Here is a 13,212-nt window from a genome sequence, read left to right on the forward strand (position 1 = left end):
CGTTCTTCGTCACCGAGATCGCGCGGTCGCTGCGGGAGCTCGACCTGGTGGCGCTCGACGGCGGGCGGGTGCGGCTGTCCGTGCCGCCGGACGCGATCCGGTTGACCCGGCGGGAGGCCGTTCTGCGCAGGGTGGCGCCGCTGGAGGACGACACGCGGGTGGTCGCGCGGGCCGTGTCGGTGTTCCGGCGCGTGCGGCTCGACCAGATCCCGTTGCTGGCGAGGGTCGCGTCGTTGCCGGAGCTGCACGGTCGTCGAGGCGTTCGACGAGTTGCTGCGCGCGCACATCGTGGTGCACGACGACGAGCGCGGGTACCGGTTCTCGCACGCGTTGGTCGGCGAGGCGCTCTACCACGAGGTCGGCCCTGCCCAGCGCCGCCACCTGCACAGCCTGATCTCCGCGCGGCTGCTCGACGACCGCGCGCAGGGGTTGCCCGTCGACCTGCTGCAGCTCGCGTGGCACCTCGCCGAGTCCGCCGCGCCCGGTGACCGGGCCGCGGTCGCGGTGCTCGCCGAGGCCGCCGGCCTCGCGCGGTCCACGGCACCCGAGACGGCGGCGGCGCTGTGCGGGCGGGCGCTGCAGTTGTTGCCGCACAACGCACCCGAACGCGGTGAGCTGCTCGCGCTGCAGTGCAGGGTGCTCGCGCGGGCGTCCCGGCCCGCGCTCGCGGTCGGTCCCGGCCTGGCCGCGCTGGAGACCCTGCCGGCGGGGACGGAACGCGCCCGCGTCGCCACGGCCGTGATCTCCTCGCTGTTCTCCGTCGGGCGCATTGCCGAGGCGATGGAGCTGGCCGACCGCGAGGTGGCCGGCACCGGCGCGCCCGCGACGTTGCAGGCGCAGCGCGCGGTGCTGCTCGTCCACACCGGGCGGCACGCGGACGCGGCGGCCGAGGTGGCGCGGGTCGCGGCGGTGCCGGTCGGCTCACCGGCCGAGGGCGTGATCGTCAACGAGCACCTCGCGATGCTGACGTCGCTGCTGTTCCGCCACGACGAGACGGTCGAGTACGCGAACCGCGCACTGGCGTGCAGCGCGGGGCAGCCGATGCTGGAGCTGCAGGCGTTGTCGGTGTGCGCCTCGACCAGCGCGCTGACCGGGCTGGTGCACGACGCGTCGTGGCGGCTGCGGCGGGCCGAGGAGCTCGTCGACCAGGTGGGTTCGCACGGGTTCCGCGCCGAACGGGCCTCCGCCTGCGTGATGCTCGACTGGCTCGGCGGGCGCTGGGACGCGGCGCTCGACGGCATCGGCCGCTGGCGGGCCGACGTCGAGGCCGCGCGGGCCGACCAGGCGCTGGGCGTGCTGCAGGCGGTCGAGCTCTCCATCCGCACGTGGCGCGGCGAGCTGGACGTGGCCGCGCGGCTGGCGGAGCTGCCCGCGCCGGGGTCGGTGAACATGGCGCGGCTGCACACCATCGCGCTGGCCGACCACCTCGTCGCCCGCGGTGCCGTCCAGAACGCCTGCGCGCTGCTGCTGACCGACGTCGGCGACCGGTTCGAGGCCCCCTACTCGTGCGTCCTCGTCGCGCGCACCATCGAGCTCGACCTGGACCGCGGCCGCACGGACAGCGCGCTCGACACCCTCGACCGGCTCACCGCCGTCTCGTCGCAGCGGGTGTCACCGTGGTCGCGCACGACCCTGCGGCGGGTCACCGGCCTGGTGCACCGCGATCCGGAGCCCGTGCGGGAGGCCGTGACCGAGGCCGCGCTGGGCGGGCTGGAGTTCGAGAAGGCCCGTGCGCAGCTGGCCCTCGGCGAGGTCACCGGCGACGAGGTGCCGGCGCTCGTGCAGGCGTACACGACGTTCCAGCGGCTCGGCGTCCACGGTCTGCGCCGCCGGGCGGGAACGCGCCTGCGGGCGTTGGGCGCCAAGGTGCCGCGAGCGCGGTCGAAGGCACCGGGGCTGCTCACCGAGGCCGAGGAGAACGTGGCGCGGCTGGTGCAGCAGGGGATGCGCAACCGGGACATCGCCGCCGCCCTGCACTACAGCCCGCGCACGGTCGAGGTCTACCTGTCCCGCGTCTACGCCAAGCTGCACGTGTCGTCGCGGCTGGAGCTCGCCCGCGTCCTGGACGCCCGGCAGCAGCGCTGAGCCGGGTTCCCAGCCGGGTGGTGGGCTCACCCGGCCGCACCGGGGCGCCGGTTCCTTAGCTGTTGTGGAAGCCGCACTACAGCCCGGCGCCGCGCACCCCTGAGATGGGGTTCATGCGCACAGCGGCGGCGGTCGACGAGGTCCGGGTCGAGGACGGTGGCCGTCGGGTCGTCGTCATCGCCGGCCGGGTGCACCTGCCCGTCCCCGCCGGTGTCACCGATGACGAAGCACTGGTGCTGGCCAGAGCGGGCACGACGGCGTGGCACCTCCTCCGCACGTGCGCGCACCTCGGGCCGGACGAGACGATCGTCGTGCACGACGCGATGAGCGAGGTCGGTGCGATAGCCGTCCAACTCGCGCGCAGCTTCGGAGCGGGCCGTGTGATCGCCACGGAATCGAGCGAGGACCGTCGGCGAACGGCGGTGGCGCTCGGCGCGGACGTCGCCGTCGACTCCGGCCGGGACGGTCTGGCCGCGCGGCTCGTCCGGGCGAACGAGGACCAGCGGGTCGACGTCGTGCTCGACCCCGGCGGCGCGCTGGAGGCCTCCCTGGCCGCTCTGGCGCCGTTCGGGCGGGTCGTCTGCCACGGCCCCGACCAGGACGAGTCGGTGCACCTGACCGGGCTGCTCGGCGGTTCGCGCGCGGTCGTCGGCTTCCGCTTCGAGCACACCCTGCGCCGGCCCGACATGATTGCGGGGGCGGTCAGTGAGCTGTTCGGGTTGACCTCGGCAGGGCGCTTGCGCCCGGTGGCCGCCGATCGGTACGCGTTGGGGAAAAAAAGCCGGACAAGGGGACGCATGAGCACCGTGTTCACGACCTGCCCGCTGTGCGAGGCGACGTGCGGGCTGGAGCTGACGGTCGACGGCGACCGCATCACGAAGGTGCGCGGTGACCGCGACGACGAGTTCAGCAGGGGCTTCATCTGCCCCAAGGGCGCTTCGCTGGGGGCGCTCGACGCCGACCCGGACCGCCTGCGGGCGCCGCTGGTCAAGCGGGACGGCGAGTTCGTCGAGGTCACGTGGGCCGAGGCGTTCGCGCACGTCGACGAGCGGCTGAAGGACTTCCCCGACCGCGACTCCGTGGCGATGTACCTGGGCAACCCCGTGGTGCACTCGCTCGCGGGCGGCCTGTACGCCGGACCGCTGCGCAAGGCGCTCGGCAGCCGCAACGTCTTCACCGCCAGCACCGTCGACCAGATGCCCAAGCAGGTCCAGTGCGGCCACATGTACGGCAGCGTCTTCTCGATCCCGGTGCCCGACATCGACCGCACCGACTTCATGCTCGTGCTGGGCGCGGACCCGTTCTCCTCCAACGGCAGCCTGTGGACGGTGCCGGACGTGCCGGGCCGGTTCCGCGAGCTGCAGCGGCGCGGCGGGTCGTTCGTCGTGGTCGACCCGCGCCGCAGCCGCACCGCTGCTGCCGCCGACCAGCACGTGGTGATCCGGCCGGGCACCGACGTGTTCCTGCTGCTGGCCCTCGTCCACGAGCTGTTCGCGCAGGACCTGGTCGACCTCAAGGACCTCGCGGAGCACGTCACCGACCACACCCGGGTCCGCGCGCTCGTCGCCGGCTTCGGCCCGGACGCCGTGGCGGAGCGCACCGGCGTGCCCGCGGCGACCATCCGCGCCCTGGCCCGGCAGCTCGCCGCTGCCGAGCGCGCCGCCGTCTACGGGCGCATCGGCACCACGACCGTCGAGTTCGGCACGGTCGCGTCGTGGGCGATCGACACGCTCAACGTCCTCACCGGCAACCTCGACCGGCCGGGCGGCGTGATGTGGCCGTTGCCCGCCCACACCCGGCGCGGCCCCGGACGGGGCAAGGGGTTCGGCGTCGGCCGCTGGCACAGCCGGGTCAAGGGCCACCCCGAGGTGATGGGGGAGTTCCCCGCCGTCACGATGGTCGACGAGATCGAGACGCCCGGCGAAGGCCAGGTGCGCGCGCTGTTCACGATCGGCGGCAACCCCGCGTTGTCGCTGCCGAACTCCGCACGCGTGAGCGACGCCCTCGCGTCGTTGGAGTTCATGGTCAGCGTCGACCCGTACCTCAACGAGACCACCCGGCACGCGGACGTCATCCTGCCCACGCCGCCGCCGTCCCGGCGCGCGCACTACGACCTCGCGTTCTTCAGCAACTCCGTGCGCAACGTCGTGAAGTACTCGCGCGCACCGATCCCGCTGGAGGAGGACCGCGTCGACGAGGCGGACATCTTCTTCCGGCTCGCGACCATCCTCAGCGGGCTCGGCCCGGACGCCGACCTCGACGCGGTGGCCGCGGTCCAGCTCGCGGGGCTGAAGGAGAAGGCCGGCGCCGACTTCGAGCCAGAGGGGGAGACGCGCGAGGAACGCCTGCTGGACCTCAAGCTCCGCACCGGCGCGTACGGGGTGTCGTTGCGGCAGTTGCTGGAGAACCCGCACGGCATCGACCTCGGTCCGCTGACCCCGCGCCTGCCGGAGGTCCTGCGCACCGCGTCCGGCAAGGTCGAGCTCACCCCGCAGGCCGTCGTGGACGACCTGCCGCGCGTGCTCTCCGCGCTCACCGCGCCCGAGACCGACCTGGTCCTCGTGGGCCGCAGGCACCTGCGCACCAACAACTCCTGGATGCACAACGTGCCCGCGCTGGTGAAGGGCAAGCCGTTGTGCACGCTGCAGGTGAACCCCGCTGACGCCGAGCGGATCGGGCTGACCGACGGCGGCACCGCCCAGGTGACCTCCCGCGTCGGCAAGGTCGAGGTGCTCGTCGAGGTCACCGCCGACATCGCGCCCGGTGTCGTGTCGATGCCGCACGGCTGGGGCCACGACCAGCCCGGCACGCGGATGTCCGTGGCCCGCGAGCACGCCGGCGTGAACGTCAACCTCCTCACCGACGACCTCCGGATCGACCCGCTCTCCGGGACCGCCGTGCTCAACGGCACCCGCGTCCAGGTCGTTCCCGCCTGATCCCCCACCCCGACGCGCGCAGGAGCCGCAATGACCGCAGGAGTCACCAGCCCGAACGCCCTGAAAGCCGTCCGCCGCACCGCCGACCTGCCGTTCCTCGCGGAGCAGGCGTACGGCGACGCGGTGGCGTGGCGGTACAAGGAGGACGGCCGGTGGCACCAGCGGACCTTCGCCGAGGTCGCGGAGCTGGTGCTGGAGCTCGCGTCCGGGTTCGTCCACGCGGGACTGTCCTCCGGGGACCGGGTGTGCGTGCTCGCCGGCACCCGGTACGAGTGGGTGGCGGTCGAGCTGGCCGTGCTGGCGGCGGGCGGCATCGTCGTGCCGATCTACCCGTCCAGCACGCCGGAGGAGATCGCCTGGGTGATCGGCGACTCCGGTGCGTCCGTCGTGGTCGCCGAGAACGAGGAGCAGTGCGCCAAGGTCGAGGCGGTGCGCGGTGAGCTGCCCGAGCTGCGCGCGGTGTTCACGATCGAGCCCGCCGGCGACCGGCCGACGGTGGCGCAGCTGGGCGACACCGGCCGCACCTCGCCGCTGGCCGCCGAGCTCGACTCCCGCCGCGCGGCGGTCCACCCGGACGACCCGAGCCTGATCATCTACACCTCCGGCACCACCGGCCCGCCCAAGGGGTGCGTGCTGACCAGCGGCAACTGGGTCGCCCTGTGCCTGCTGGCCGAGGAGACCCGGATCGACGCCATGCAGGGCACGGTCTACCTGTTCCTGCCGCTGGCGCACGTCTTCGCGCAGATCGTCATGTTCAGCACGATGTACCGCGGCGGCGAGCTCGCCTACTTCGGCGGCGACATGAAGGCGGTCATCCCCGAGCTCGCCGAGGTCAGGCCGACGTTCCTGCCGTCGGTGCCGCGGATCTTCGAGAAGATCTACACGTTCGTCACGTCGGCCGTCGAGCCCGCGCAACTGTCCCAGGCGGTCGCGCTGGGCCTGGAGGTGCGGCGCCGCAGGGCCGCGGGCGAACCGGTGCCCGCCGAGATGGCGGCGGCGTTCGAGCAGGCCGACGCGCTGTTCGCGAACGTGCGCGCGGTGTTCGGCGGCCGGCTGGAGCAGGCGCTGTCCGGTGCCGCGCCGATCTCCACCGAGGTGCTGCGGTTCTTCCACGCGGCCGGGGTGCCGGTGCTGGAGGGCTACGGCATGACCGAGTCGACCGCGATCGGCACCATCAACACCTTGCAGCGCTTCAAGCTCGGCTCGGTCGGTGCCACCGGCATCGCGGGGCTGGAGATGCGGCTGGGGGAGGACGGCGAGCTGCTGATGCGCGGTCCGCACGTGTTCGCGGGCTACTGGCGCAACCCCGAGGCGACGGCGGAGACCATCGAGGACGGTTGGCTGCACACCGGCGACCTCGGCGAGATCGACGAGGACGGTTTCGTGACGATCACCGGGCGCAAGAAGGACATCATCATCACCGCGGGCGGCAAGAACATCGCGCCCGCCAACGTGGAGAACGCCCTGCGCCAGTCCCGGTGGATCTCGCACGCGGTGCTGTACGGCGACCGCAAACCGTACTGTGTGGCTCTGATCACACTGGACGCGGACGAGATCGGTCCGTGGGCGGCGTCGCGTGGACTTCCCGGCGACATCGAGTCACTGGTGGCTCACCCGGATGTGCGCGCGCTCGTGCAGGAAGTCGTCGACGAAGCGAACTCGCACTTCGCCGGTGTTTCCCAGGTGAAGAAGTTCGTGCTGCTGGCAAGGGATCTGTCGCAGGAGGAAGGTGAGCTCACGCCCACGTTGAAGGTCAAGCGGTCCGTGGTGCACCGCCTTCACTCCCCGTTGTACGAAGGTCTCTACGCGTAACCCGTACGTACGAGAAATCCAAAAACAGGTACATCCACCCTGGCTTTCTTCCCGATCCCAGGGCAGAGTGGTGCACCAGCGGCGCACGGCCCCCTCCCCCCTCGGGCCCAGCCGCTCTCGCGGCCCCGGCTTTCAGCGCACTCCCCCCAGGCGCTGGCCGGGGCCGCCTTTTGCTTGCCGGGCCCTACTTCTTCGGCGGTGTGGTGGTCCCGCGCACGATCAGCTGCGTGCCGAGCACGACCTGCGGCACCTCGTCGTGGTCGGAGTCGAACCAGTCCAGCAGCAGGTTCACCGCGGTCCGCCCGGCCTGTGCGACGGGCATCGCGACGGTGGAGAGCGCGGGCGAGCACAGCGCCGCGTAGGTGAGGTCGTCGAACCCGGTCACCGACACCTCGCCCGGCACGGAGATCCCGCGGTCCCGCAACCGCGCCAGCACCCCGAGCGCCATGATGTCGTTGTAGGCGACCACCGCCGTCGTGTCCGCCGCCACCGCCAGGTCCGCCGCCTGCAACCCGCCCTCGTAGCGCGGCGCGAACGGGCCGAGGTCGACGAGCTCGATCCCGTGCCGTGCCACCGCTGTCAGCAGCCCGCGCCGGCGCTCCTGGTTGGACCACGACGTGCGCGGCCCGTTGAGGTAGGCGATCCGCCGGTGTCCCAACGCGACCAGGTGGTCGACGACCGCCTGCATCCCGCCCGCCGAGTCCATCAGCACCGACGGCACCCCGGGCAGCCGCCGGTTCAGCAGCACCAGCGACGTCGCCCCGGCCACCTCGTAGACCTGCGAGTCCTCCAGCCCCGGCGCGCACAGCACGACCCCGTCCACCTGCTTGGCCATCGCGTGCACCAGCCGCGCCTCGGCCACCGGGTCCTCGTCGCTGTCGGCCACGAACACCGCGTAGTCCGCCTGCAAAGCCCGCGCCTGCACCGCTTTCAGCACACCGGTGAAGAACGGGTTGTCGAGGTCCGGCACGACGATGCCGATGTTGCCCGTCTTGCCGGTGATCAACCCCCGTGCCGCGCGGTTGGGCTGGTACCCCAGCTCCGCGGCGGCGGCCAGCACCCGCGACCGGGTCTCCGGGCGCACCAGCTCGGGTGAGGTCAGCGCGCGCGACACGGTGGCGACCGACACGTGCGCCCTGCGTGCCACGTCGCGGATGGTGACTGCCACTGGTACCTCGCCCTCAGCTGCCGGTTGGGCCCATCATGACGGGTGCGCAGGGCGGTCGGCGTCAAGTCCCGGCGGGGGCGGTGCGGGGAGTCAGGTCCGGCGGAGCCCGTCCAGCAGCAGCGCGATCAGCCGCCGCGGGTCGTACCGCTCGTCGGCCTGCCCGATGCACAGGTTCCCGATGCCGCGCATCAGCTCGTACGGCTGGACGTCCCCGCGAACCTCCCCGGCGTCGGCCGCCGCGGTCAGCAGCGCGTGGCACACCGGCCCGAGCGTGTCCAGGAAGTAGGCGTGCAGCGAGGCGAACCCGCTGTCGTCGGACTGCAGCGCCTGCGCCAGGCCGTGCTTGGTCACCAGGAAGTCGACGAACAGGTCGACCCACCGTCGCAATGCGACGAACGCGGAGTCCGCGGCGGCCAGCAGTTCCGGGCCCGCCGCCGCGCACGACTCGACCTGGTGGCGGTAGACGGCCACGACGAGGTCGGCGCGGGTGGGGAAGTGGCGGTAGATCGTGCCCATGCCGACGCCGGCCTCGGCCGCGATCTCCCTGATCGGGGCGTCGACGCCGGAACGGACGAACACGGCCGCCGCGGCGGCGAGCAGGGTCTGCTCGTTGCGCACGGCGTCGGACCGCTTGCGTGGTGGCACGGCACTCCTCTCCGAGGCACGGTTGACAAAGCGGAACAGTGCTCCGTATCGTTCCGGAACGTCGCTCCGATTACGCGGCTGAAGCTTACTCGAAGGGAAACCCATGACCGTCCTCACGGTGAGCCCCGTCGTGCTCCAGATCCCCGGCAGGCCCGTCGACCTGCAGTTGAAGGTCTCCGCGCCGACCGAGGGCACCGCGCTGCCGATCATCCTGCTGTCGCACGGGCAGGGCTACTCGAACCACCTGTCCTCGCTGCACGGCTACGCGCCGCTGGCCGACCACTGGGCCGAGCAGGGCTTCGTCGTCCTGCAGCCGACGCACCTCAGCTCCCGCACCCTGGACCTGCCCGCGGACACGCCGGGGGCACCGCTGTTCTGGCGTTCCAGGGCCGAGGACCTGTCGCACCTGCTCGACCGGCTCGACGAGGTCGTCAAGGCCGTGCCGCAGCTGGAGGGCCGCCTCGACACCGGCCGCGTCGCCGTCGTCGGGCACTCCATGGGCGGCCACACCGCGAGCCTGCTGCTCGGCATGACCACCGAGGGCGTCAGCCTCAGGGACGAGCGGGTCAGGGCCGGCGTCCTGCTCGCCGCGACCGGCGGTGGTGACGCGCTGACCGACTTCGTCAAGGAGCACTACGGGTTCATGGCCACCGCGGACTTCACGGGCATGACCACCCCCGCGCTCGTGGTGGCCGGGGACAACGACGGCTCCGAGCACCTCACCACCGCCGGTCCGTCGTGGCACGCCGACCCGTACCACCTGGCGCCCGGCCGCAAGGCACTGCTCACGCTGGTCGGCGGCGAGCACGGTCTCGGTGGCGTCTCCGGCTACGACGTCGCCGAGACCACCGACGAGAACCCGCAGCGCCTGCAGGCGGTCCGCGAGCTCGCAGCCGCCTACCTGCGCACGGAGCTCTACGGCATGAACGACTGGCAGGACGCCCAGAACCGCCTCCCGGCCGCCCTCGGCACCATCGTCTCCAAGCCCTGACCCCCTGCCCGGAAGCGCTGTCGGTAGTGGAAAAGTGCCTGTTGATGTTGAGTTGGTGGTACTTGCGGATGCCGGCGGAGCAGGGGGTCAGTGGGCGTTCGGGTCGGGGGTGGTGCCGGGGCGGGCCAGGAACTCGAAGTCGCAGCCCTCGTTCGCCTGCGTGATGTGCTCGTAGTAGAGGGCGCCGTACCCGCGTTCGAACGTCGGCGCCGGCGGAACCCAGGCGGCCCGCCGCCGGTCCAGCTCCTCGTCGGGGAGCTCGACGCGCAGCACCCGCGCCTCGACGTCCAGCGTCACGAGGTCGCCGTCGCGCACCAACGCCAGCGGCCCGCCGACGTGGGCCTCCGGTGCGACGTGCAGAACGCAGGCACCGTAGGAAGTTCCGCTCATCCGGGCGTCCGACACGCGGACCATGTCCCGGACACCCCGCCGCAGCAGCTTGTCCGGGATCGGCAGCATCCCGTACTCGGGCATGCCGGGCCCGCCCTTCGGGCCGGCTCCCGCGAGCACGATCACCGAGTCCTCCGCGACCTCCAGCGAGGGCGAGTCGATGCGCGCCCGCAGGTCCTCGTACCCGTGGAACACCACGGCGGGACCGGTGTGCTTGTACAGCGCGGGGTCCGCCGCCACGTATTTGATCACCGCACCGTCCGGCGCGAGGTTGCCGCGCAGCACCGCGAGACCGCCCTCGGGTGAGATCGGGTCGTCGAGCGGCCGGATCACCGACGGGTCGTGCACCTCGGCACCGTCGAGGTCCTCGCCGAACGTGCGGCCGGTGACGGTGGTCCGGTCCAGGTGCAGGGTGTCCCTCAACCGCGACAGCAGTCCGCGCAGCCCACCGGCGTAGTGGAAGTCCTCCATGAGGTGCTCGCCGGCGGGCTGCACGGACGCGAGCACCGGCACCTCGCGCGACAGCCGGTCGAAGTCGGTCAGCGACAACGGGATCCCGGACCGCCCGGCCATCGCGATCAGGTGGATGCACGAGTTCGTCGACCCGCCGAGCGCCAGCACGGTGCGCACCGCGTCCTCGTAGGCCTCGCGCGACAGCACGTCGCCGATCGCCAGTCCTTCCCCGACCATCTCGACGACGCGCAGACCGGCGGCGGCCGCCATCCGGTGGTGCGCCGAGTCCACGGCCGGGATCGACGACGCACCGGGCAGCGTGAGGCCGAGCGCCTCCGCCGCCGCGGTCATCGTCGACGCCGTGCCCATCGTCATGCACGTGCCGGGGGAGCGGGCGAGCCCTGACTGGATCTCCGCCCAGTCGGCGTCCGTGATCGTCCCCGCGCGCTTCTCGTCCCAGAACCGCCACATGTCGGTGCCGGAGGCGAGCCGCTGCCCGCGCCAGTTCCCGCGCAGCATCGGCCCGGCCGGCACGAAGATCGCGGGCAGACCGGCGGAGGCCGCCCCCATCAGCAACGCCGGCGTGGTCTTGTCGCACCCGCCCATCAGCACCGCGCCGTCGACCGGGTAGGAGCGGAGGATCTCCTCCACCTCCATGGACAGCATGTTGCGGTACAGCATGGGCGTCGGTTTCTGGTACGTCTCCGACAGCGTGGACACCGGGAACTCCACCGGGTACCCGCCCGCCTGCCACACGCCGCGTTCGACCTGCTGCGCGCGCTCGCGCAGATGCATGTGGCACGGGTTGATGCCGCTCCACGTGTTCAGGATCGCGATGACCGGCTTGCCGAGGTGCTCCTGCGCGTTCAGCCCGAGCTGGCGCATCCGGGCGTTGTGCGAGAACGCCCGCAGCCCCTCGCCCTCGAACCACGCGGCGCTGCGCAACCTCCTCCCGGAAGGCGTCACAGCAGGCTCCACGAGCTCAGCACCACACCCACGGCCGACCGGCCTGCCTCGTCCAGCACGCTCGCGGGCGGGCGCACGTCCCGGCGGCACACACCCAGCTGCGCCAGCGCTTCCTTCACCACGGACACGTTGTTCGCCGACCCGTCCGCCGCCCGCAGCTCCTCGAACCCGCGCACGAACTCCCAGAGCTGCATCGCCGCACCGGGCTCACCGGCCTGCAGGCAGCGCAGCAGCTGCACGGCCAGCTGCGGGGACACGTTCGCGAGCCCCGAGGTGAAACCCGTTGCGCCGACGGCGAAGCAGCCCGGTGCGGACAGCTCCGCGAGCCCCGCCACCCAGGTCAGCCGGTCCAGGCCCGCGTCCCGCGCCACCGCGGCGAACCGCACCGGGTCCGGCACCGCGTACTTCACGCCCACCACGTTCGGGCACGCGTCCGCGAGCGCGGCGATCTGCTCGCCGCCGATCCGCGGGTCCCGCACGTACGGCACCACGCTCAGCTCGGGCACGGCGTCCGCGATCACCCGGTGGTAGCCGACCCAGCCCTCCAGCGACAGGTACGGGTGCACCGGCTGGTGGACCATGACCCCGTTCGAGCCGTGCGCGTCGGCGAACCGGGCGGCCCGCACGGCGGTGTCCAGGTCGTGCCCGACACCGGCGAGCACCGAGGCCCGTCCGGCGGCGGTGTCGACGGTGACCCGCAGCACGCGTTCGGTCTCCGCCGGGGACAACGCGTAGAACTCGCCGGTGTTGCCGTTCGGCGTGACGACGGTGATCCCGCCGTCGACCACCCGGTCGACCACGGTCGCGCAGGCCTTCTCGTCCACGGCCCCCTCGGCGTCGAACGGCGTCACCGTGACCGCCACGACGGACGCGAGCTGTTCGGACAGGTCATCGAACGACATCGGCGAGCTCCTGGGTCACTCGGTCGGCGAACGTCTTCAGGTGGTCGCGCAGCAGCACGGCGGCGCGGCTGCTCTCACCGGCCACGGCGGCGGCGAGGACGGCGCGGTGCTCGGCGGCCTCGGCCTCCCAGGTCGGGCGGATGCCCCACCCGGCGACGGTGACGAGCGCCGCCTGGTCGTGCAGCCCGTCGAGGATCTGCACCATCAGCGGGTTGCCGCAGCCGGCGTAGAGGGCGCGGTGGAACCGCCGGTTGGCGAGGCTGCGGCGCGCGAGGTCGCCGGTGTCCTCCAGCGCGAGCCCGGCCTCCTCGAACGACGCCCCGAGCACCACCGCGCGGCGCAGCGCCTCGGGTTCCAGCTGCACCCGCACGTCGTACACCGCGGTGGCCAGCGCGGCGTCGACCGTGCGCACGGCGACGCCCTTGTACGGGCTCTGGACGACCAGCCCGGACCCGGCCAGGGTCTTCAGCGCCTCCCGCACCGGCGTCTTCGACACGCTCAGCCACGCGGCGAGATCTGTTTCCACGAGCGGCTGACCGGGCTTCAGCTTTCCGTTGAGAATCGCTTCTTTGATCGATTCCAGAACGAAGTCCGTGCGCGACGCGGGAGGTGCTCCCGGTCGGTCATATATCATATACGACACCGTATGGCCTGCTCAGCGGCCCGGTCAAGAACGCACTTCGGGACTGATCACCTTTCTGTGTCCACGGTGAACCAACTTCCTCCGCGGCCCGTTCTGAAGGTGTCGGTCACCGCGAGAGCGCGGTACTGCGGAAGAGGAGAAGAAGTGCGGCGTTCCCGCGTTCCGTGCCCGTTGCCGAGGGATGAGCCACCACCGGAGGCCTCGCTCGACGGTCCACCGCC

The 13,212-nt window shown here is 72.4% G+C and carries 9 protein-coding genes; 4 read left to right on the forward strand and 5 right to left on the reverse strand.

All coding sequences use genetic code 11. The annotated features are described in order from the left end of the window. Positions 1-270 precede the first annotated feature (270 nt). The 3 genes from ACVDFE_RS16385 (at position 271) to ACVDFE_RS16395 (ending at position 6,833) form a co-directional block, all read left to right on the forward strand. Positions 271-2,085, forward strand: coding sequence for a LuxR C-terminal-related transcriptional regulator (locus tag ACVDFE_RS16385; RefSeq protein WP_458430937.1), 1,815 nt, complete (start codon positions 271-273; stop codon positions 2,083-2,085). A 113-nt stretch (positions 2,086-2,198) separates the two neighbouring features. Then, positions 2,199-5,021, forward strand: coding sequence for a molybdopterin-dependent oxidoreductase (locus ACVDFE_RS16390; protein ID WP_458430938.1), 2,823 nt, complete (start codon positions 2,199-2,201; stop codon positions 5,019-5,021). A gap of 30 nt (positions 5,022-5,051) precedes the next feature. Next, positions 5,052-6,833, forward strand: a complete 1,782-nt coding sequence (locus ACVDFE_RS16395) for an AMP-dependent synthetase/ligase (RefSeq protein WP_458430939.1) — start codon at positions 5,052-5,054, stop codon at positions 6,831-6,833. A gap of 184 nt (positions 6,834-7,017) precedes the next feature. Here the strand turns inward: ACVDFE_RS16395 and ACVDFE_RS16400 are convergent, their stop codons facing one another. Beyond that, the gene (locus ACVDFE_RS16400) at positions 7,018-8,001 is read right to left on the reverse strand and encodes a LacI family DNA-binding transcriptional regulator (RefSeq protein WP_458430940.1); all 984 of its coding nucleotides are present in this window, start codon (positions 7,999-8,001) and stop codon (positions 7,018-7,020) included. Positions 8,002-8,091: 90 nt separating this feature from the next. Beyond that, positions 8,092-8,646 carry a TetR/AcrR family transcriptional regulator gene (locus tag ACVDFE_RS16405; RefSeq protein ID WP_458430941.1) on the reverse strand — a complete coding sequence of 185 codons (555 nt, stop codon included), beginning with the start codon at positions 8,644-8,646 and terminating at the stop codon, positions 8,092-8,094. 103 nt (positions 8,647-8,749) lie between these two features. On the opposite strand from ACVDFE_RS16405, the gene ACVDFE_RS16410 reads away from it, so the two are divergent. Continuing rightward, complete coding sequence (locus ACVDFE_RS16410) at positions 8,750-9,637, forward strand: alpha/beta hydrolase family protein (protein WP_458430942.1); 888 nt, start codon at positions 8,750-8,752, stop codon at positions 9,635-9,637. Between the two features lie 87 nt (positions 9,638-9,724). Here ACVDFE_RS16410 and araD read toward each other — a convergent pair whose 3' ends face one another. From araD to ACVDFE_RS16425, 3 genes are read right to left on the reverse strand one after another with little or no spacing between them, the layout of a single operon-like run. Beyond that, the gene (gene araD, locus ACVDFE_RS16415; RefSeq protein ID WP_458430943.1) at positions 9,725-11,446 is read right to left on the reverse strand and encodes an L-arabinonate dehydratase; all 1,722 of its coding nucleotides are present in this window, start codon (positions 11,444-11,446) and stop codon (positions 9,725-9,727) included. Then, positions 11,443-12,348, reverse strand: a complete 906-nt coding sequence (locus ACVDFE_RS16420) for a dihydrodipicolinate synthase family protein (protein ID WP_458430944.1) — start codon at positions 12,346-12,348, stop codon at positions 11,443-11,445. The genes araD and ACVDFE_RS16420 overlap by 4 nt, the downstream gene beginning before the upstream one ends. Further along, positions 12,335-12,982 (reverse strand): GntR family transcriptional regulator, encoded by a 648-nt coding sequence (locus tag ACVDFE_RS16425; protein WP_360392480.1) that lies wholly within the window; start codon positions 12,980-12,982, stop codon positions 12,335-12,337. Before ACVDFE_RS16425 ends, ACVDFE_RS16420 begins: the two co-directional genes overlap by 14 nt. Positions 12,983-13,212 lie beyond the last annotated feature (230 nt).

The organism is Lentzea chajnantorensis, assembly GCF_054300775.1.

Excerpts from the sequence above, each read along its gene's own strand:
- ACVDFE_RS16390 (WP_458430938.1), top strand. The coding sequence starts at position 2,199 with ATGCGCACAGCGGCGGCGGTCGACGAGGTCCGGGTCGAGGACGGTGGC.
- ACVDFE_RS16395 (WP_458430939.1), top strand. The coding sequence starts at position 5,052 with ATGACCGCAGGAGTCACCAGCCCGAACGCCCTGAAAGCCGTCCGCCGC.
- ACVDFE_RS16410 (WP_458430942.1), top strand. The coding sequence starts at position 8,750 with ATGACCGTCCTCACGGTGAGCCCCGTCGTGCTCCAGATCCCCGGCAGG.
- ACVDFE_RS16420 (WP_458430944.1), bottom strand. The coding sequence starts at position 12,348 with ATGTCGTTCGATGACCTGTCCGAACAGCTCGCGTCCGTCGTGGCGGTC.
- ACVDFE_RS16425 (WP_360392480.1), bottom strand. The coding sequence starts at position 12,982 with ATGATATATGACCGACCGGGAGCACCTCCCGCGTCGCGCACGGACTTC.